Below are 19,529 nucleotides of genomic sequence, written 5' to 3'. Positions count from 1 at the left end.
ATGCCCAACGTCTACACCCGCAGCGGTGACAAGGGCATGACCGGCCTGTTCGGAGGCTCCCGCGTCCCCAAGCAGTCCCCGCTCGTCGAGGCCTACGGCACCGTCGACGAGGCGAATTCCACGATCGGCGAGGCCAAGGCCGCGATGACCGATCCCACGATCCGCGCCACGCTGCACCACATCCAGCAGCGCCTGTTCACGCTGGCCGCCGAACTGGCCAGTGACGCGGCAGGGCGTGAGATCCTCGACAACAAGATCGGCGCGGACGACGTCACCGAGCTCGAGCACCTCATCGACGAGTGCCTGGCCGTGACCGGCCCCCAGCGCAACTTCGTCGTGCCGGGCCGTGACCAGATCTCGGGCATCCTCCACCGGGCCCGCACCGTCGTGCGCCGCGCGGAACGTCGCGTACTGACCGCCGGCGAGTACGAGGAGATCCGTCCGGATGTCATCAAGTACCTCAACCGCCTGTCCGACGCGCTCTACGCTCTGGCCCGCCTGGCCGAGCACCGCCATGACCTGGCCCACGTCGAACAGCTGGTGCGCGAGGCGGTCGAGCGCACCCTGGCGGCGCCCGCGGGCGCCGCAGCGCCGAACGGACCGGAGGAGGGCTCGACGGTCACCGACGCACGGGGCGGCAGCGCCCTTCCCCGCTACGACCTGGCCACGCTGAAGCTCTTGGCCGAGGCCGCCGAGCAGAAGGCCGCCGAGGTCGGCGTGCCCTGCGTCTTCGCCGGGGTCGACCAGGGCGGCAACCTGATGCTGCTGGAACGCATGGCCGGATCGCTGCTCGTGAGCATCGAGGCGGCCCAGAGCAAGGCGTTCACCGCGGCCGCCTTCGGGCGACCCACCGCCGAACTCAAGGATCTCTCGGGCCCGGGCGGGGAGATTCCCGGCATCCAGAACTTCAACAACGGCCGCGTGGTCGTCTTCGGCGGAGGCCTCCCGGTCTTCGTCGACGGCGAGCTCGCCGGGGGCATCGGCGTCTCCGGCGGCACGCCCGACCAGGACGAGTCGATCATCACGTACGCATTGGCAACAGCACAGAAGGAGAGCCGCTCATGACCATCAGCCCCGAACTCATCTCGAAGGTCGTTCGTGAGACCGTGCAGGAGGTCGTGGCGCGGCAGGCGAGCGGGCTGACCGCCCAGGGCGGCGCGGCTGCCCCCAGCGCCACGGGTGACGGCATCTTCACCGACATGAACGACGCCGTCGAGGCGGCCGACAAGGCATGGCGCCAGTACCTGGACTGCTCGATGCGCGACCGCAAGTGCTACATCCAGACGATCCGCAACGTCTGCTCCGACGACGAGGCCCTGACGTACATGGCCGAGGCCGCCGTGGAGGAGACCGGCATGGGCAACGCCCACGACAAGTACCTCAAGAACCGCTACGCGGCGCTGGAGACCCCCGGCGTCGAGGACATCATCACAGAGGCCTGGAGCGGCGACGACGGCCTGACCACCATCGAGTTCTCGCCCTTCGGCGTCATCGGTGCGATCACCCCGACCACCAACCCGTCCGAGACGATCATCAACAACTCGATCGGCATGCTGGCCGCCGGCAACGCCGTGGTGTTCAGCCCCCACCCGCGTGCCACCAGGCTCACCCACTGGTTGATCCGCAGGATCAACAAGGCCCTGGGCGAGGTCGGTGCCCCGGCCAACCTCATCACCACCGTCGAGAAGCCCTCGATCGACAACACCAACGCCATGATGGCCCACCCGAAGGTGCGCATGCTCGTCGCCACCGGCGGCCCCGGCATCGTGAAATCGGTCCTGTCCAGCGGCAAGAAGGCCATTGGCGCGGGTGCCGGCAACCCCCCGGCCGTCGTCGACGCCACCGCCGACATCCCGCAGGCCGCCAAGGACATCGTCGACGGAGCAAGCTTCGACAACAACCTGCCCTGCACGGCCGAGAAGGAGGTCATCGCGGTCGACTCGATCACTGATCTGCTCAAGTTCGAGATGCTCAAGCACGGCGCCGTCGAGATCAAGGACCCCGCTGTCATCGCCAGGCTCGCATCCTTCGTCGCCAAGGACGGCCATGCCGTCGCGAAGTGGGTGGGCAAGCCCGCCTGCGTACTCGCCGCCGAGGCCGGCCTGGAGGTGCCCGAGAGCACCCGCCTGCTCATCGCCGAGGTGCCCTTCGAGCACACCTTCGTCCAGACCGAGCTCATGATGCCGATTCTCGGCATCGTCCGTGTCAAGAACGTCGACGAGGCCATCGACAAGGCCGTCGAGGCCGAACACGGCAACCGGCACACCGCGATCATGCACTCCCTCGACGTCAAGGCCCTGACCAAGATGGGCAAGAAGATCCAGACCACGATCTACGTGAAGAACGGCCCGTCCTACAACGGCATCGGCATCGGCGGTGAGGGCTACCCGACCTTCACCATCGCAGGTCCGACCGGTGAGGGCCTGACCTCGGCGCGTAATTTCGCGCGTCGTCGCCGCTGCGTCCTCAAGGGCAGCCTGTCGGTGCGCTGATCTCGGCCAGTCGATTTTCCCGAGGTGGCCTCGCCGAACAGCAGCGAGGCCACCTTGACAACCAGTCACGTATTCGGTATCGCGACATTGCTCCGGTAATAATTCTTGGTTTCACTGTCGGCCAAGTCCCGGGACCCGGATTGGACCTCGGGAGGCTTGTCGGCTATGCTTCTTCAATCAAGTGAGAAGGTTATTAATTTTTGTGAACCAGAGACTCGGGCGCGACGACATTTGTTGACAGACGACCATTTCCGATAGCCCGCTGAACACACTTTCATCCTCGTAAAAAAGGGGGTCAAGTGCGAATCGCCAGAGCAATCGGTCAGGCAGTCGCGACAATCGGGGTGGAATCACCCCAGGGGTCTGCTCGCACACCCCTGGACAATCTCCCCGGGCCGGTCTCCCACCTGCTCCTTCGCTCCTTCGCAGAGCCGGTTCCGTGTGACGCGCGGCGGCCCCTGCCGAAGCCGTCCGATGGCCTGCGATGCCGGGGGTCGCGACATCTGTCGGCGCTGCATGGCGGTGTCCCGGTCACGTACCCGTCACGAACTCCCTCTTCCGTGCACGAACTCACGTTCCACCGGTCGGCGGCGGGCCGCCGCGGGCTTCTCGAGGGGTGGGGCGATGCAGCACCCTGACGACCTGGTGAGCATCGGTATCGATGTCGGCACGACGACGACGCAGGTGGTCCTGTCCCGCTTGACCATCACCAGGCGTGGCCGGGCGGGTGCGATTCCGCGGCTCGACGTCGGTGCCCGCGAGGTTCTCTACCAGAGCGAACCGGTGATCACCCCGCTCAACAGTCCTGAGGAGATCGACGTCGACGCGCTTCTGGGGCTCGTGCGCGCCGAGATAGCACGCTCCGGAATTTCCCCCGAACGGATCGAAACCGGTGCCGTCATCATCACCGGTGAGTCCGCCCGCAAGCACAATTCCGAGGCGATTCTGCGCGGTCTCGCCGATGTCGCCGGCGACTTCGTCGTCACCGTCGCCGGCCCCAATCTCGAATCCCAGATCGCCGGGCGCGGCTCGGGCGCCTGCGACTGGTCGGCGTCGCACTACTGCGCCGTCGTCAACGTGGACATCGGCGGCGGTTCGGCCAACGCCGCGGTCTTCTCGGCCGGGAACCATGTCAGTTCCTCGGCCGCCATGGTGGGCGGTCGGCAGGTGCTGCTCGACCCCGAGAGCGGAGTCCTCGTCCACCTGGCGCCATCGGGGCGGATCATCGCCGATGCCCTGCACCTGGACGATCTCGTCGAGGGGTCTCGCCCCTCGCTCCACTCGTTGCGCAAACTCACCGACACGATGGCCGAGGTCATCGTCGACCTCATGACCGGTGACACGACGCCGCTGGGGAACAGCCTGGCCCTGAGCCCCCCGATGGATCTTCCCGATCACGTCGCCGCGTACTTCCTCTCCGGCGGCGTGGGCAGTCTCTACTACGCCAATCACCCCGCGGAGAGTCTCACCGACATCGCCCGGTACGGCGATGTCGGCCCCCTGCTGGCGAAGTCCCTGCGCGAGAACCTGCGGCTGCAACGGCTGCCGGTGCGCGAACCGGCGCAGACCCTGCGCGCGACGGTGCTCGGCGCGGCCAGTCAGCACGTGGCCCTGTCCGGCTCCACGATCTGGACGGACCGCACCATCCTGCCGTTGAGGAGCCTGCCGGTCATCGAGCCGCACCTGACGGACTCGGTGAGTTCGCTGGCCGATGCGTCCCAGGTCGAGAACGCCCTGACCGCGGCCGTTCACCGCTGGTCCGGCCAGGACCCCGACATTCCGTGGGCGGTGAGCCTCGACCTGCCGGCCGGCCTGGACTACGCCGAGATGACCGCGGTGGCGCAGGGGTGCGCGGCCTTCGCGGCCAGGCTGATCAAACCCGGGCTGCCCCTCGTTCTGGTGATCGAGCACGACTTCGCCCAGGTCATCGGACAGACGATCAACATCAGCGATCCGGACCTGCCGGTGATCGTTGTCGACCAGGTGGACCTGAGCGAAGGGGATTTCATCGACATCGGTGAGCCGATGTTCGACGACAGGGTCGTTCCGGTATCCGTGAAAACACTGGTGTTCTATACCGAACAGGATGAGAAGTCATGAGGAAAACAATTCGTTTTGTCAGTGCCAAGGTGGTGGGATGATGCTGCTCCGAACCAAATTATTCGGTCAGACTTATGAATTCAATTCGATCAAGGAGTTGCTGGCCAAGGCCAATGAGAAGAAATCCGGCGACGAGCAGGCCGGTATCGCGGCCGGTTCCGCCGCTGAACGCGTCGCGGCCAAGGAGGTCCTGGCTCAGGTCCCGCTCGGTGTCCTGCGGGACAATCCGGTCGTCCCCTATGATGCGGACTCGGTCACTCGCGCGATCGACGACGGTGTCAACGAGACGATTTTCGGGGAGATCAAGAACTGGACCGTCAGTGAGTTCAGGGAGTGGATTCTCTCGAATGAGACCACGGGCGCGATGATCCGTCGCATCAGCAATGCGATGACCGGTGAGATCGTTGCCGCGGTCTGCAAGCTGATGTCGAACATGGACCTCATCTATGCGGCGCGGAAGATCGAGGTCGTGACTCATTGCAACAATACGATGGGCCTGCGCGGCACGATCGCATCACGGCTGCAGCCCAATCATCCGACCGACTCCGTCGACGGAATTCGGGCGGCTGTCTATGACGGTCTCTCCTTCGGTTCCGGTGACTCCGTCATCGGCATCAATCCCTCCGACGACTCGGTGGGGAGCATCTCCCGTCTGCTCGAGATGACCAAGGAGGTCATCGACGACTGGGAGATTCCCACCCAGAACTGCGTCCTCGGCCATGTCACCACGCAGATGGAATGCCTGCGTCGCGGCGCCCCGGCCGGTTTGATCTTCCAGTCGATCGCCGGTTCACAGAAGGCCATGGAGAGTTTCGGAACCAGCGTCGAGCAGCTCGACGAGGCCTACGAGCTGGCCAAGAAGTACTGCTGGACGCCCGGCCCCAACTACATGTACTTCGAGACCGGGCAGGGATCCGCCCTGTCCGCCGACGCCAATTTCGGCGCCGATCAGCTGACCATGGAGGCCCGCAACTACGCCCTGGCGAAGCGCTACGACCCCTACCAGGTGAACACGGTCGTCGGGTTCATCGGACCCGAGTACCTGTACGACTCGGTGCAGATCACCAGGGCCGGGCTAGAGGACCATTTCATGGGCAAACTCACGGGCATCTCGATGGGTTGTGACGTGTGCTACACGAATCACGCGAAGGCCGACCAGAACGACATCGAGAACCTGATGGTCCTGTTCGCGGTCGCCGGCGGCTCCTACATCATGGGCATCCCGATGGGTGATGACGCCATGTTGAGCTACCAGACCACGAGCTATCACGACATCGCCTCGCTGCGTCAGGCCACGGGTTACCGTCCGCTGCCCGAATTCGAGGCGTGGATGGAGCAGATGGGCCTGTGGAAGAACGGTCAACTGACCGCCAAGGCGGGCGACGCGACAATCTTTCTTGGGAAATGAGGGTGGTGAACGACATGGACAACGTGGAAGAAATCGTCGCCAGGATCGTTGCGGAGCTGCGGCGCCTGGAGGCCGGGAATGATGTCACTGACTCCGGCGGGGTCGCCCTGGCGCAGCAGCCCGGGACGTCCGACTCCGATCTCGTCATCGACCTGCCGGACCCGACCACGCCGCAGATGCGTACCCGCTGCGGGATCGAGAACCCGGCCGATCCCGAGGGCGCCCGCAACCTGATCGCCTCGACCAGTGCCCGTATCTGCGTGGGACGGGCCGGGGCACGGCCGCGAACCGAGACCCTCCTGCTCTTCCAGGCGGACCACGGTGTGACGCAGGACGCGATCTACGGTGTCGTCGGCGAGGAGACCAAGGAGCAGTTCGACCTGTTCACCGTGCAGTCGGCCGCCGCCGATCGCGAGGTCTACCTGCTGCGTCCCGATCTCGGCCGCCGGCTCAGCGATGAGGGCCGCAGGATCGTCGACGAGATGTGCGTCAAGAATCCCGACGTCCAGATCGTCGTCGGCGACGGCCTGTCGGCCGCCGCGGTGACGAACAACCTGCCCAACATCTACCCGGTCATCGCCAAGGGCCTGGCGGCTGCCGGGCTGAGCACCGGCACGCCCTTCTTCGTCGAGAACTGCCGTGTCGGCATCATGAACGACATCAACTCGATCATCCATGCGAAGGTCATCGTGCTGCTGCTCGGGGAACGTCCGGGGCTCGGTATCGCCGATGCCATGAGCGCTTACATGGGTTTCGATCCGGAGCAGGGCAAGAGCGATGCCGACCGCGACCTCATCTGCATGATCACGGTGCACGGCGGGACGAATCCCCTCGAGGCCGGCGCCTACATCGTCGATTACGTCAAGCGCATGATCAAGTACTCGGCGAGCGGCATCAAGCTGCGTGAAATCCTCAACAGTTCCGGCGAATGAGTCCCCAGGAGAGTCCTCATCATGGCAATTCTTGATCCCGTCAAACCGAATATTCTGGCGACGAAGGTCATCGCCAGCGTCGACCGTGGTTTCGCCGAGAAACTGAACCTGCGGCCCGATCAGCGTTCCATCGCCTTCGTCACCTGCGACATCGACGACGCCCTGTACACGGCGCTGGACGAGGCGACCAAGTTCGCCGAGGTCGAGGTCGTCTACGCGAAGAGTTTCTACGCCGGCTCGGGCTACCCCTCGGGACCGCTGTCCGGTGAGATCCTCGGTATCCTCGCGGCGCCGAACCCGGCCGAGGCTCGCGCGGGCCTGGATGCGTGCGTCTCCTACGCGGAGCAGGAGGCCTGGTTCTACACGGCCGACGAGGCCGGGGACCTCACCTTCTTCCCGCACCTGATCTCGAGCACCGGCTCCTATCTGAGCGCTCAGGCCGGCATCCCGCAGGGCCAGTCCCTGGCCTATCTCATCGCTCCTCCGCTGGAGGCCACCTATGCCCTCGACCTCGCGATGAAGGCGGCCGAGGTCGAGATGAGGGTCTGGTACGAGCCGCCGTCCGAGACCAACTTCTCCGGTGGTCTGCTCAGCGGTTCCCAGAGCGCCTGCCAGGCGGCCTGCTCGGCCTTCCAGCAGGGTGTCCTCGAGGTCGCCGCCAACCCCAGGCAGTACTGAGGCGTCCGGAAGAAGGGAGACGACATGACAGGGCACTTCGACGCCGACCTGGTGTCCATCCAGCAGGCGCGCGACCTGGTGACGGCCTCGAAGGAGGCCATGCGCTCGTTCCAGTACGCCGAGCAGGCCGACGTGGACCGGATCTGCCAGGCCATGGTCGACGCGGCGATGGCGAACGCCGCCCGCCTGGGACAGCTGGCCCACGACGAGACGGGATTCGGTTTCGCCGAGCACAAGCGGCTCAAGAACGAGTTCGCCGCGCAGGGCTGCTGGGACGCCATCAAGGACGTCCAGACCTGCGGCGTCCTGCGCCACGACACCGCCAAGCGGATCATCGAGGTGGGCTACCCGGTGGGCGTGATCGCCGCACTCGCCCCCTCGACGAATCCGACCTCGACGGCCATCTTCAAGATCCTCATCAGTGTGAAGGCACGCGACGGCGTCGTCATCGCGCCTCATCCCACCGCCATCAAGAGCACGTCGGAGGCGGTGCGCGTCATGGTCGAGGCCGGCGAGGCCGCCGGCATGCCGCACGGCCTGGTGGGCTGCATGACCGAGGTCAGTCTGGCCGGCACGAACGAGCTCATGCGCCACCCGACGGTCTCGCTCATCCTCGCGACGGGCGGTCCGGGCATGGTCACCGCGGCGCACAGTTGCGGCAAACCCGCCATCGGCGTGGGGCCGGGCAACAACCCGTGCTACGTCGACCGCAGCGCCGACGTGAAGCGGGCGGCGGAGATGATCGTCGAGTCGAAGTCCTTCGACTGCTCGACGATCTGCGCAACGGAACAGTCGGTGCTGGCCGACGCACCGATCGCCGAGGAACTCAAGTCCTGCATGGAGGCGGCCGGCGCCCACTGGCTGAGCGCCGACCAGGCCAGGGCCGTCACGGCCGGCATGTTCCGCCCCAACGGCCTCATGCACGCCAAGTTCGTCGGGCGCACCCCCCAGCAGATCGCCGACCAGGTCGGGATCGAGGTTCCCCCCGATGCGCGCATCCTGGTGGCGCCGCTCACCGAGATCGGCCCGCAGCACCCGATCTCGCAGGAGAAGCTGACCACGCTGCTCGGCTTCACCACGGTCGACGGCTGGCGCGAGGGCTGCGAGAAGGCCTTCGAGCTGCTGAAGTACGGTGCCGGCCACAGCGTCTCGGTGCACGCCGCGGACGAGGAGGTCGTCATGGCCTTCGCCCTTCAGAAGCCCGCCTTCCGCATGATGGTCAACACGTGGGGTTCGCTCGGCGCGGTCGGCTTCACCACCGGACTCACTCCTTCCTTCACCCTCGCGCCCGGGGGTGTCGGCGGCGCGGTGATCAGCGACAACGTCTCGGTCGAGCACCTGTTCAACATCAAACGGATCGCCTACCACCTCAACGACGCACCCGCCGCCGCGAGGGCCTACGGCGGTGTGATCAACGGTGCTCGCCCGAACCCGGCCGTGGGGCTCGACGCGTCCTCGATCGACGACATCGTGTCCCGGGTGCTCAGGGAACTGACACGCCAGTAGGGGAGGTCCAGGACTGATGACCACTGATTCCCAGTCACCGCCCGCGGCTTCCACCGACCAGGTGACGGACGGGCCCAAGCGGCCCAGGACACGCAAGAAGTCCGGTGAGGACATGACCGCGGGCGGTTCAGGAGCCGCCCCGGTCGAGAAGACCTCGGGGCAGGGCCCCGGGTCCCAGACGACGGACGCTCCTCCGGCCGGAGGGCGCCCGCCGGCAGCGCAGGACGAAACCGAAACAGAGCAGACCCCGGGGACGGCGGATCGTCCCGGGAAACACATCCGAAGGAGTACCACAATGGCTGATTTCCAGATGACCGCGCTCGGCATGGTCGAGACTAAGGGACTGATCGGAGCGATTGAGGCGGCCGACGCCATGGTCAAGGCCGCGAACGTGCGTCTCATCGGCAAGGAACGGATCGGTGCGGGCTACGTGACCGTCATGGTCCGCGGCGACGTCGGAGCCGTCAAGGCCGCCACGGATGCCGGCGCCGCAGCGGCGGGCCGAGTGGGCGAGCTCGTCTCGGTTCACGTGATCCCGCGTCCGCACACCGACGTCGAGCTGATCCTCCCGCACGTCGGCGAGGCGAACGCCCAGTAGTCCCACGAACGGCCCTGTCCCCGGCCAGTGAGCGATCGGAGTGGTTGAGATGAGTCGTCACGTCATTGCCGTGAGGAACCTCGAGGACGCCCGTGACGGACGTCTCGTCATCGGAGAGCGGGACCTCGTCACGCCCCTGGCGGCCGAGGAGGCGACCGCCAGGGGCATCAGGATCGAGCGGGCGGGCGAGCAGCGGGCGGCGCCTCCCGCCGCCCCCGCCCCGGCGGTCCAGGGCCCGTCCCCGGACGGTGACGCGTTGACGAATATCGTCCGGTCCGTCATCGCCTCCGTTCTCGCGAAGGACGGCGGCGACACCGCCAATGGCGAGGGGCGTGCCGGGCAGGTCAAGCTGTGCCGGCAGTCCGAGGCCGTCCTCGAGGACTTCCCGTTCGCCGGCCCGGGCCCGGACCAGCAGGTCCAGGCCGTCGACGTGGTCACCAGTGAGGACGGTCCACTCGCAGCGGGCTACCTGACTCTCACCGCAGGTACCTTCCCCTGGACCCTCACCTACGACGAGGTGCAGGTCGTGCTCGAGGGGGAGTTGCACATCGGGACCGATTCTGGCGTGCGGGTGGGCCGTGCCGGTGACGTCCTCTACGTGCCCAAGGGCTCCGCCATCACCTTCGGCACTCCTTCCTGGGCCAAGTTCGTCTACGTCACCTTCCCCTCCAACTGGGCGGAGGGCCGGTGACGATCGGCGCCGACCCGGGCCCAGGGGCCCGGGCGGGGGCCTCCGCGTGAGCCCCGTCCGCCGGTGCCGGCGGACGCATTCGAATGATCCCGGACCTGTCGGCCGGGACAGCCCCGACGTGGCTGCGCCTCGTTCGGACCACAACCCGGCAGACCTGATTCCCATCGCGACACAGAATGATGTGAGGAGTGGATGACCCATGGACGCCAATGAAGTCATCGTGTGGATCTTGATGATCTGCATGCTGCTTGGTGCGATCGACCGGATGATCGGCAACAAGTTCGGCCTCGGCGAGCAGTTCGAGGAGGGCCTCAATGCAATGGGCCCGTTGTCGATCTCGATGGTCGGCATCGTGTGCCTGGCGCCTGACCTGGCGAAGATCCTGAACCCGGTGATCAACCCCGTCTTCCAGCTGTTCGGGGCGGACCCCGGCATGTTCGCGGGGACGCTGCTCGCCATCGACATGGGCGGCTGGCCGCTGGCGCAGGAGATGTCCGCCACACCGGAGGCGGCCGAGCTGTCTGGTCTCATCCTCGGCTCGATGATGGGCGCGACGATCGTCTTCACGATCCCCGTCGCCCTCGGCATCATCGAGAAGGAGGACCGCGGCTATCTGTCCAAGGGCATCCTCGCCGGTGTCGTCACCGTCCCGGTCGGCGTCTTCGTCGGCGGTCTCGTGGCGGGTTACAGCCCGGTCATGATCCTGCGCAACCTGGTGCCGATCATCATCTTCGCCCTCCTCATCGCCCTGGGTCTGTGGCGCTTCCCCGACAAGATGACCAGGGGATTCGAGATCTTCGGCAGGATCCTCGTCATCGTCATCACCGTCGGCCTGGCCATCGGTGTCTTCGAGTTCATGACCGGGGTCGCGATCATGCCGGAGGGCTGGGAGCTCACCCCGGTCACCGAGGGCTTCTCCATCGTGGCCTCGATCGCCATGATGCTGATGGGCGCCTTCCCCGCCGTGCACCTGATCATCAGGCTGCTCGGCAAACCGCTCGGCAGGGTCGGCCGGCTCATCGGGATCAACGAGTCGGCAGCCGGTGGTTTCATCGCCACCTTGGCCAACAACATCCCGATGTTCCAGATCTTCAAGGACATGGATCCCCGCGGCAAGGTCGTCAATGCGGCCTTCGCAGTGAGCGCGGCCTTCATGTTCGGCGACCACCTGGGCTTCGTCGCCGGCGCCGAGCGCACGATGATCGTCCCGGTCATCATCGGCAAGGCAGTCGGCGGCGTCACCGCCATCGCCCTGGTCCTGCTCCTCTTCGGCAAGACCCTGCCCACGGCGCACAAGAACCAGGGCGCCGAGCAGGAGGGGACCGCCGCGGCCAGGGCTAGCGACTGACCACGACGCCCATCCGCCGGGGCTGATGCCCCGACCCTGGTGCGGATCGCCCGTCCCCAGCTGCTGGGGACGGGCTTCGTGCGTCCGCTGAGACCATGTTTGCGATGGCAAGTCAAAAACTTGGGATCGTGATGACCGGATGACCGACAGGAGTGTTATCGTCTAAGTATCGAAAACCTCGGTGATCCGACTCTGCGACATGGAGGAGTCATCATGACGGCCGGAGAACTACCAACACGGGCCGAGCGCCTCAACAGACTGCCCTTCTCGTCCGAGCACGGAAAGCTGCTCGTCGGTTCCGGTGTCGGCTGGGCGCTCGATGCCATGGACGTTGGCCTCATCAGCTACGTCATGACGGCACTGGCGGCCCAGTGGGGGCTCTCGAACGGGCAGCTCAGCTGGATCGGCTCGATCGGTTTCGTCGGCATGATGATCGGCGCATCGGTCGGCGGCCTGCTCGCCGACCGGCTGGGCCGACGGAACGTCTTCGCCCTGACACTGCTCGTCTACGGCATCGCCACTGGCGCGGCCGCCTTCTCCACGGGTGTGGCCATGCTCATCTGCCTGCGGCTGATCGTGGGCCTCGGGTTGGGGGCCGAGCTGCCCGTCGCCTCGACGCTCGTCAGCGAGTTCGCACCGCAACGCATCAGAGGGCGCATGGTCGTCTGGCTGGAGAGCTTCTGGGCCCTGGGGTGGATCCTCGCCGCCCTGCTCGGGTACTTCCTCGTTCCCCGGACCATTGGCGGGTGGCCCGGCTGGCGGTGGGCCCTGCTGGTGGGCATCGTCCCGACCGTCTACGCACTCGTCGTCCGGCACGGCCTACCCGAATCGGTCCGTTTCCTCGAGTCGGCCGGGCGTCTTGAGCAGGCGGAGGCCTCCGTCCGTGTCTTCGAACGATCGGCCGGTGTCGAACCCGAGGTCGACGAGGCGACGGCGGTCTCCGCCACGCCGCTGAGCGCGTCGCCGAAGGGGAGGGGCACCCGCTCCCTGTTCGCCCCGGCGCACCGCCGTTCGACGACCGCCCTGTGGCTGGTCTGGTTCTTCGTCAACCTGAGTTACTACGGTGCCTTCACCTGGATGCCGACCCTGCTCTACCGTCAGGGGCACTCGCTGGTGCACTCCATGGGGTACACGCTGGTCATCACCCTGGCCCAGCTTCCTGGCTATGCGGTCGCCTCCTGGCTGATCGAGCGCTGGGGCAGGCGTCCGACGCTGGCGAGCTTCCTGTTGGCCTCGGGGGTCTCGGCAATGGTGTTCGGCCTGCAATCCGGTGCGGCGGGCATCATGATCGCCGGTTGTGCGCTCAGCTTCTTCAACCTGGGGGCGTGGGGGGCGTTGTACGCGATCGGACCCGAGATCTACCCGACTGCCCTGCGCGGGGCGGGCACCGGCGCGGCCTCTGCCGTGGGGCGGGTGGCCGGTATCATCGCCCCGCTCGTCGTGCCGCTCATCCTGCGCGGCGGGTACGCCCTCGTCTTCACCGTCTTCGCGGTGAGCTTCGTCATCGCGGCCGTCTCCGCCCTGTTCCTGCCCGAACTCAAGAGCCAGGACATGATCGAGTGACCGGGCGCCGACCCGCTCGGCGCGCCGGCACCCGTGCCGAGGCGATTACCCGGTGATGAGGCTGTGCCCCATCCAGGTGCGGACCTGAGCGGGGGAGTGGCCGCAATCGAGCCACAGCTGTGCGGCGGTGTGGCGCAGGTCGACGAGGCGGCGGCCCTGCCCGGTGTGCGGCCAGTCGAGCGCGCGAAGCACCGAGGTGCGGTGCAGCTGGCAGCCGCGGTCGGTGGTCATGGCCAGCTGGTCCGGGCGGGAGCCGGCAACGAGCTCGGCCAGCGCACGAGTCGCGCACTTCGACAGCGGCACGCGGCGGATCAGCTCGGGACCGAACTCCCGAGTGCTCACGCCCTCGGGCATGGACCGGCGGACGACCAGACAGCCCTCGCGCAGGTGCACGTCCGAGACGAGCAGGGCGCGAGCCTCGGCCCAGCGCAGGCCGGTGTGGGCCAGGACGAGCATGACCAGTGCCAGCCGGCGATCCCTTGCCTGCCACAGCCGGAACGCGGCGTGCAACTCGGGCGCCGTGAACGGCATCGCGGAGGTGGCCTGCTTGACCGGCTGGCGCGTCGGCTGCTGGGGCATGGGGGAGTCGTCGATGACTCCCTGAGCCCGCAGCCAGCTGAAGAACGACGACAGGCTGGCGCGGTAACGACGAACCGAGAGTTCACTGAGTCCCCGCGAGCGGAACCGCGCGAGCAGCCTGCTCACGGCCGGCTGGGTGAGGGCGCGGGGGTCCTGACTCAGGTAGGACTGCGGGATGAGGCGGAGCAGGTCCTGATCGGTGCGGAGGGTCTTGTCGGCGACGGAGCCGGCGCGTGTGGCGAGCCATACGTGGAGGTAGGTGTCCAGGCGGGGGGTCATCTGGGTGGAGGGCAGAAGATGAAGGAGGGGTGTCGAACCCGATTCGCCCCCACGGGGCTGTTCAATGTGCCAGCTCGTGGCGCTCATGATGTCATCCTTTCGCTGCAGAGCACGGTGACATCACGGTCACCGGTGCATTCGCGACAGCGGTAGAAGGTTTGATCACCAGAGCGAGCATTCCGACTCGCCAGCGTTGAGCTGGCTCACGGCTGCGCGTCAGTGCCGGTTTCTCACCGGCTTCCCTCGCAAAGGTGATGTGTTCTGTTGTGCAAATCATATCGCCTGCCCGCCGGGCCGGGAACGCTCGGGCCCGGCGAAGGCGCTCGGTCATGGGGTGATCCGCACCGCGAGGGGCTCCCTGCCCCGTGCGGGGGCGGTCAGCGGGTCAGGTGTTCTCGGGATCCTGGGCGGTGCAGTCGGGGCAGGTGCCGAAGATCTCGACATGGTGCTCGGGGCTGGTGAAACCGTGCTCGGCGGCGATCGCCTCGGCCCATTTCTCGGCCGGGCCGCCGCTGATCTCGACGGTGCGCCCGCAGGTGCGGCAGATCAGGTGGTGGTGGTGGCGGATCGTCAGGCAGCGCCGGTAGGCCATCTCGCCCTCCGGCGTGCGCCATGTGTCGGCCTCGCCGTTGTCGGCCAGCGAGTTCAGGACGCGGTAGACGGTGGCCAGGGAGGCGTGCTCGCCTGCCATGACCAGCTCGGCGTGCAGCTGCTGGGCGGTCCTGAAATCCCGTCCTTCGCCGAGGGTCTGCTTGATGAGCCGGCGCTGACGCGTGTTGCGCGGGGGCGTCTTGGTGTCCTGCGACGTGGACTTCTCAGCGCTCATCGGCCTTTCTCTCCATCTGCGATATCGGGAAGTCGGGCAGCTGCTCCGAGGAACCGCGGTCGGTGGCGGGGGTGGTGCCTTCGGTGCGGACGTGCCCACCTGCAGCTCTCACTATAGGGTCATCCTCGCTCGTCAGCGACCTCCTGCGACGCAACAGCGTCCCGATCGGCGTGCTGACCATGAAGACGACGATGGCGCTCACGACGATCGTCGCGCCGGGCGCCGTGTTCCAGTAGAAGGAGCCGATGACGCCGACCGCGCTGACCGCCAGACCGATGCCCATAGCCACCGTCAATGAGCGTCTGAAGCCGGTCACCAGGTTGTTCGCGGCCGCGACCGGAACGACCATCATGGCACTCACCAGGAGGAGCCCGACGGTGCGCATCGACACTGCGACGGCCACCGACGCCATGACGACGATGCACAGTTCCAGCGCTCGCACCGGTAGCCCCTGGCTCCGGGCGTACTCCTCGTCGGCGCAGACGGCGAAGAGCTGAGGCGCCAGACCGAGGCAGAGCGTCACGATGACGAGTGTCATGGCAGCCACGACGATGACATCCGAGGCGCTCACCGTCGTCAGCGAACCGAAGAGGTACTGCGAGAGCACACCGGAGCCCTTGCCCGAGATCCCGGCCATGAGGACGCCGGCGGCGAGCCCGCCGTAGAACAGGATCGCCAGGCCCACATCGGCTGGGGCCCGGCCGCTCTGACGAGCCAGCTCGATCGCCACGGCGCCGATGACGCAGACGACGATGGCCACGGGGGTGGGGGCCCAGCCGGTGATCAGTGCCAGGCCGACGCCGGCGATGGCGACGTGGCCGAGACCGTCACCGAGCAGTGACAGGCGCCGTTGGACGATGTACGTGCCGACGGCCGGGCTCATGATGCCGGAGAGCAGCGCTGCGACGAGTGCCCGCTGCATGAACGCGAGGGCGAAGATCGACATGTCAGTGTCCCTCTCCGGTGTCGAGTGGTCTCACGAGCCCTGGATCGGGCAGATAGGGTTCGGGCCCGGGCGCGGCGCGGTGGTGACCGCCGGTTCCATTGGCATCACTCGGCTCGAGCGGGCCGTCGTAGACCTTGTGACCGGTGCGGAGCATGACGCAGCGGTCGATGATCTGGGCCATCGGCCCCAGTCCGTGCAGGACGACCAGGATCGACAGGCCGTCCGATGTGAGGGTGCCGAACAATTCCGTGAGGCTCTTCTGGGTGTCGAGATCGAGGGCGGCCAGGGGCTCGTCCATCACCAGGAGCTCGGCCTGGCTGGCCAGGGCTCGCGCGAGGAGCGCCCGCTGCTGCTGACCGCCGGAGAGGATGCCGATCGGGTCCTTGGCCCGCGCCGACAGGCCGACGCGTTCCAGGGACTCGTCGATGACTGCCCGGTCAGTCGCGCTCAGCCGGCGGAATGCTCGGCGATGGGCGAGGCGGCCGGTGGACACGATCTCGCGGACGGTCGCGTTCGCCACCGAGGACTGCCCCCGTTGCGGCACGTAACCGATGCGCTGCCACTGAGTGAACCGGGACAACGGCTCGCCGAACAGCCAGACGGTACCGGCACTGATGGGTACGAGCCCGAGCAACGCCTTGACCAGGGTCGACTTGCCCGAGCCGTTGGCGCCGAGCAGGGCGACCGCCTCGGCCCGGCGCACCTGCATGTCGATGTCGACGAGAATCTGGTGCCCGCCCAGGCTGACGCACAGGTCACGACAGGCCAGGACGTCCTCGCTTCCGATGGTCATGGTGCTCTTCTTCCTGCTGTTGCCGTGGGTCCGGTGCCGGCCGGTCGGCTGGATGCGCGTCGTGCGTTGGCGCCCGCCAGGGGCGGGCGCCAACGCACGACGGAGCGGGCGACGCGGGAAACGTCAGCCGCACTGGTTGGCCGTCTCGAGGGCGGCCAGATTCGACCGCATGACCTCGATGTAATCACTGCCCCTCGACTCGTCGGTAATGCCCTCGAGGGGGTCGAGGACGTCGGTGGTCAATCCGAGATCACCCGCGATGGAACTGGCCACCTTGTCCGAGACGAGGGTCTCGTAGAAGATCGTCGTCACGCCGTTCTCCCTGGCCAGCTGCTGCACTGCTGCGATACGTGCGGGCGACGGCTCCTCGTCGGGGGACAGCCCGGCGATGCTGATCTGGTTGAGGCCGTAGCGAGTGGCGAGGTAGCCGAAGGCCGCATGCGTCGTCACGAAGCTCTTCTGCTGGCAGCTGCTGAGCGTCGAGTAGTCGGAGTCGAGCTGCTGGAGCTGCTCGACGAGCGTCTCGGCGTTCGACGCGTACTGGTCGGCATGGTCGGCGTCCAGCTCGCTGAGCCTGTCACGCACCGCGTTCGTGATCGTGATCATGTTCTGCGGGTCGAGCCACTCATGGGGATCCTTGGTGAACTCGTCCCCGTCCTCGTCGTGCTCACCCTCGGAGTCCTCCTCGCCGTCGGTCAGGTCGATGGACCCGGCCGGGTCCTGGAGGGTGACGATCGACGCCACGTCGATCGCGCCCCTCGGCGTGTTCTGCGCAATGGCCTCGTCGACCGCGGCCTGGAACCCGGTCTGGTAGAGCACGAGGTCGGCCTGGCCGATCGAGGCGATCTGCTGGGCGGTGAGTTCCAGCTCGTGCGGCTCGGCGCCGGGCTGGGTCAGGTTGGAGACGTGCACGTGCTCGCCGCCGACCCGCTCTGCGACGAACTGGAACGGGTAGAAGGCCGCGACCACGTCCACCGTGTCGGTGTCCGCCCCCGACGAGCCCGAGGAACAGCCGGTCAGGGCAAGGGCACAGGCCAGGGCGGCGGCGACGGCATGGCGGGGAGCACGCAGGAGTCGGTCTTTCATGAGAACCATTCTGAGACGATGGTCACAGAAATGCAAATGATTCGCAAAAACTGAGGTTGTCCTCAGCTTCGCGCCTCGCACCGCCCGCGGCCCGTGACTCGGATGTCCGCGCAGCGGCGCGCCGACATGGTGGCGGGCATGCTTCGGGCATGATGGGTCGGGGCCCGTGGGCCCGCAGCCGGTGCCAGCCAGGTATCGGCCCGTAGCCGGGACATCCGGCGTGACGAAGGAGCCATCAGTGGCAGAGAGCAAACTCGACAAGGTCATCGGCCTGTGCAAGCGGCGTGGATTCGTCTTCCCGTGCGGTGAGATCTACGGCGGTACCCGCGCGGCATGGGACTACGGCCCCCTGGGCGTCGAGCTCAAGGAGAACATCAAGCGTCAGTGGTGGCGCTCCACGGTCACCAGCCGCGGCGACGTGGTGGGTCTGGACTCCTCCGTCATCCTGCCCTCGCAGGCGTGGGTCGCCTCTGGTCATGTCGCCGTCTTCAACGATCCCCTCGTCGAGTGTCTCAGCTGTCACAAGCGGTTCCGCGCGGACCAGCTTCAGGAGGAGTACGCGAACCGCAAGGACATCGCCGACCCGGACTCGGTCGATCTCGCCGAGGTGCCCTGCCCCAACTGCGGGACGAGGGGCCAGTACACCGAGCCGCGTGACTTCAACATGATGCTCAAGACCTATCTGGGGCCGGTCCAGGACGAGTCCGGGCTGCACTACCTTCGCCCGGAGACGGCCCAGGGCATCTTCATCAACTTCAAGAACATCCTCAACACCACGCGCATGAAGCCCCCGTTCGGTGTCGCGCAGACCGGGAAGAGCTTCCGCAACGAGATCACGCCCGGGAACTTCATCTTCCGCACCCGCGAGTTCGAGCAGATGGAGCTGGAGTTCTTCGTCGAGCCGGGCACCGACGAGGAGTGGCACCAGTACTGGATCGATCATCGCAGGGCGTGGTACACCGGCCTGGGGATCGCCGACGAGAACCTGCGGTTCTACGAGCACCCCGCCGAGAAGCTCTCGCACTACTCCAAGCGGACCGTCGACATCGAGTACAGGTTCGGCTTCGCAGGCGGTGACTGGGGCGAGCTCGAGGGCATCGCCAACCGCACCGATTTCGACCTGGGGACGCACGCCAAGCACTCGGGCGCCGACCTGACCTACTTCGACCAGGCCAGGAACGAGCACTACCTGCCCTATGTCATCGAGCCCTCGGCCGGCCTGACCCGCTCCCTCATGGCATTCCTCGTCGACGCCTACACGGAGGACGAGGCGCCGAACACGAAGGGCGGGGTCGACAAGCGCACCGTCCTGCGGCTCGATCCGCGCCTGGCACCGGTCAAGGCGGCCGTGCTTCCGCTGAGCCGCAACGAGCGGCTCTCGCCCAAGGCCCGCTCGCTGGCCGATGAGCTGCGTGGGTACTGGAACATCGACTTCGACGACGCCCAGGCCATCGGCAAGCGCTACCGCCGCCAGGACGAGATCGGCACGCCCTACTGCGTGACCGTCGACTTCGACAGCCTCGACGATGACGCCGTGACGGTGCGCGAACGGGACGGCATGACGCAGGAGCGCATCGCGATCTCCCAGGTGAGGGACTACCTGGCCACCCGCCTGGTCGGCTGCTGAGTCCGGCTCCGCCGCCCGGTCCCTCCGGTCGGGATCTGCGGTTCGGTGCCGTTCGCCCGCGCCGACGCGGCCCTGTG

The 19,529-nt window shown here is 67.0% G+C and carries 17 protein-coding genes; 12 read left to right on the top strand and 5 right to left on the bottom strand.

The window, feature by feature from the left end:
- From PROPJV5_RS02220 to PROPJV5_RS02170, 11 genes are all read left to right on the top strand, one after another.
- Positions 1-1,065, top strand: a complete 1,065-nt coding sequence (locus tag PROPJV5_RS02220; RefSeq protein WP_119714717.1) for a cob(I)yrinic acid a,c-diamide adenosyltransferase — start codon at positions 1-3, stop codon at positions 1,063-1,065.
- Entirely contained in the window at positions 1,062-2,492 is a 1,431-nt protein-coding gene (locus PROPJV5_RS02215; RefSeq protein WP_119714716.1) for an aldehyde dehydrogenase family protein, read from the top strand. Before PROPJV5_RS02220 ends, PROPJV5_RS02215 begins: the two co-directional genes overlap by 4 nt.
- A gap of 624 nt (positions 2,493-3,116) precedes the next feature.
- The gene (locus tag PROPJV5_RS02210; RefSeq protein WP_119714715.1) at positions 3,117-4,592 is read left to right on the top strand and encodes an ethanolamine ammonia-lyase reactivating factor EutA; all 1,476 of its coding nucleotides are present in this window, start codon (positions 3,117-3,119) and stop codon (positions 4,590-4,592) included.
- Positions 4,593-4,629: 37 nt separating this feature from the next.
- Positions 4,630-6,000 (top strand): ethanolamine ammonia-lyase subunit EutB, encoded by a 1,371-nt coding sequence (locus tag PROPJV5_RS02205; RefSeq protein ID WP_275403695.1) that lies wholly within the window; start codon positions 4,630-4,632, stop codon positions 5,998-6,000.
- A gap of 14 nt (positions 6,001-6,014) precedes the next feature.
- On the top strand, positions 6,015-6,932 hold the full coding sequence (gene eutC, locus PROPJV5_RS02200) for an ethanolamine ammonia-lyase subunit EutC (protein WP_119714971.1): 918 nt from the start codon (positions 6,015-6,017) through the stop codon (positions 6,930-6,932).
- A 21-nt stretch (positions 6,933-6,953) separates the two neighbouring features.
- Positions 6,954-7,610 carry an ethanolamine utilization microcompartment protein EutL gene (eutL, locus tag PROPJV5_RS02195; RefSeq protein ID WP_119714714.1) on the top strand — a complete coding sequence of 219 codons (657 nt, stop codon included), beginning with the start codon at positions 6,954-6,956 and terminating at the stop codon, positions 7,608-7,610.
- Between the two features lie 24 nt (positions 7,611-7,634).
- Positions 7,635-9,116, top strand: coding sequence for an aldehyde dehydrogenase family protein (locus tag PROPJV5_RS02190; protein ID WP_119714713.1), 1,482 nt, complete (start codon positions 7,635-7,637; stop codon positions 9,114-9,116).
- 295 nt (positions 9,117-9,411) lie between these two features.
- Positions 9,412-9,714, top strand: coding sequence for a BMC domain-containing protein (locus tag PROPJV5_RS02185; RefSeq protein WP_119714712.1), 303 nt, complete (start codon positions 9,412-9,414; stop codon positions 9,712-9,714).
- A gap of 49 nt (positions 9,715-9,763) precedes the next feature.
- Positions 9,764-10,405, top strand: coding sequence for a cupin domain-containing protein (locus PROPJV5_RS02180; protein ID WP_119714711.1), 642 nt, complete (start codon positions 9,764-9,766; stop codon positions 10,403-10,405).
- Positions 10,406-10,604: 199 nt separating this feature from the next.
- A complete protein-coding gene (gene eutH, locus PROPJV5_RS02175) occupies positions 10,605-11,753 on the top strand; it encodes an ethanolamine utilization protein EutH (protein WP_119714710.1) in 1,149 nt (382 codons plus the stop codon).
- A gap of 213 nt (positions 11,754-11,966) precedes the next feature.
- Positions 11,967-13,316, top strand: a complete 1,350-nt coding sequence (locus PROPJV5_RS02170; RefSeq protein WP_119714709.1) for an MFS transporter — start codon at positions 11,967-11,969, stop codon at positions 13,314-13,316.
- Positions 13,317-13,361: 45 nt separating this feature from the next.
- On the opposite strand, the gene PROPJV5_RS02165 is transcribed toward PROPJV5_RS02170, so the two are convergent.
- The 5 genes from PROPJV5_RS02165 to PROPJV5_RS02145 form a co-directional block, all read right to left on the bottom strand.
- Positions 13,362-14,261 carry a tyrosine-type recombinase/integrase gene (locus PROPJV5_RS02165; protein ID WP_119714708.1) on the bottom strand — a complete coding sequence of 300 codons (900 nt, stop codon included), beginning with the start codon at positions 14,259-14,261 and terminating at the stop codon, positions 13,362-13,364.
- A 298-nt stretch (positions 14,262-14,559) separates the two neighbouring features.
- Positions 14,560-15,000: a Fur family transcriptional regulator gene (locus PROPJV5_RS02160; RefSeq protein ID WP_119714707.1), complete on the bottom strand. Its 441-nt coding sequence runs from the start codon at positions 14,998-15,000 to the stop codon at positions 14,560-14,562.
- Positions 14,990-15,946 (bottom strand): metal ABC transporter permease, encoded by a 957-nt coding sequence (locus tag PROPJV5_RS02155; protein WP_119714706.1) that lies wholly within the window; start codon positions 15,944-15,946, stop codon positions 14,990-14,992. The genes PROPJV5_RS02160 and PROPJV5_RS02155 overlap by 11 nt, the downstream gene beginning before the upstream one ends.
- A 1-nt stretch (position 15,947) precedes the next feature.
- Positions 15,948-16,739, bottom strand: coding sequence for a metal ABC transporter ATP-binding protein (locus PROPJV5_RS02150; protein WP_119714705.1), 792 nt, complete (start codon positions 16,737-16,739; stop codon positions 15,948-15,950).
- A 123-nt stretch (positions 16,740-16,862) separates the two neighbouring features.
- Entirely contained in the window at positions 16,863-17,825 is a 963-nt protein-coding gene (locus PROPJV5_RS02145) for a metal ABC transporter substrate-binding protein (protein ID WP_119714704.1), read from the bottom strand.
- Positions 17,826-18,063: 238 nt separating this feature from the next.
- On the opposite strand from PROPJV5_RS02145, the gene PROPJV5_RS02140 reads away from it, so the two are divergent.
- The gene (locus PROPJV5_RS02140; RefSeq protein WP_182858538.1) at positions 18,064-19,452 is read left to right on the top strand and encodes a glycine--tRNA ligase; all 1,389 of its coding nucleotides are present in this window, start codon (positions 18,064-18,066) and stop codon (positions 19,450-19,452) included.
- Positions 19,453-19,529 lie beyond the last annotated feature (77 nt).

This window comes from Propionibacterium ruminifibrarum, from assembly GCF_900289195.1.
Taxonomy (GTDB): domain Bacteria; phylum Actinomycetota; class Actinomycetes; order Propionibacteriales; family Propionibacteriaceae; genus Propionibacterium; species Propionibacterium ruminifibrarum.
Note: the sequence above shows the minus strand (reverse complement) of the source record. Positions and strands in the feature narration are given on the sequence as shown.

Excerpts from the sequence above, each read along its gene's own strand:
- eutH (WP_119714710.1), top strand. The coding sequence starts at position 10,605 with ATGGACGCCAATGAAGTCATCGTGTGGATCTTGATGATCTGCATGCTG.
- PROPJV5_RS02170 (WP_119714709.1), top strand. The coding sequence starts at position 11,967 with ATGACGGCCGGAGAACTACCAACACGGGCCGAGCGCCTCAACAGACTG.
- PROPJV5_RS02145 (WP_119714704.1), bottom strand. The coding sequence starts at position 17,825 with ATGAAAGACCGACTCCTGCGTGCTCCCCGCCATGCCGTCGCCGCCGCC.
- eutC (WP_119714971.1), top strand. The coding sequence starts at position 6,015 with ATGGACAACGTGGAAGAAATCGTCGCCAGGATCGTTGCGGAGCTGCGG.
- PROPJV5_RS02210 (WP_119714715.1), top strand. The coding sequence starts at position 3,117 with ATGCAGCACCCTGACGACCTGGTGAGCATCGGTATCGATGTCGGCACG.
- PROPJV5_RS02150 (WP_119714705.1), bottom strand. The coding sequence starts at position 16,739 with ATGACCATCGGAAGCGAGGACGTCCTGGCCTGTCGTGACCTGTGCGTC.
- PROPJV5_RS02180 (WP_119714711.1), top strand. The coding sequence starts at position 9,764 with ATGAGTCGTCACGTCATTGCCGTGAGGAACCTCGAGGACGCCCGTGAC.
- PROPJV5_RS02155 (WP_119714706.1), bottom strand. The coding sequence starts at position 15,946 with ATGTCGATCTTCGCCCTCGCGTTCATGCAGCGGGCACTCGTCGCAGCG.
- PROPJV5_RS02220 (WP_119714717.1), top strand. The coding sequence starts at position 1 with ATGCCCAACGTCTACACCCGCAGCGGTGACAAGGGCATGACCGGCCTG.
- PROPJV5_RS02215 (WP_119714716.1), top strand. The coding sequence starts at position 1,062 with ATGACCATCAGCCCCGAACTCATCTCGAAGGTCGTTCGTGAGACCGTG.
- PROPJV5_RS02185 (WP_119714712.1), top strand. The coding sequence starts at position 9,412 with ATGGCTGATTTCCAGATGACCGCGCTCGGCATGGTCGAGACTAAGGGA.
- PROPJV5_RS02165 (WP_119714708.1), bottom strand. The coding sequence starts at position 14,261 with ATGAGCGCCACGAGCTGGCACATTGAACAGCCCCGTGGGGGCGAATCG.
- PROPJV5_RS02160 (WP_119714707.1), bottom strand. The coding sequence starts at position 15,000 with ATGAGCGCTGAGAAGTCCACGTCGCAGGACACCAAGACGCCCCCGCGC.
- PROPJV5_RS02190 (WP_119714713.1), top strand. The coding sequence starts at position 7,635 with ATGACAGGGCACTTCGACGCCGACCTGGTGTCCATCCAGCAGGCGCGC.
- eutL (WP_119714714.1), top strand. The coding sequence starts at position 6,954 with ATGGCAATTCTTGATCCCGTCAAACCGAATATTCTGGCGACGAAGGTC.
- PROPJV5_RS02205 (WP_275403695.1), top strand. The coding sequence starts at position 4,630 with ATGATGCTGCTCCGAACCAAATTATTCGGTCAGACTTATGAATTCAAT.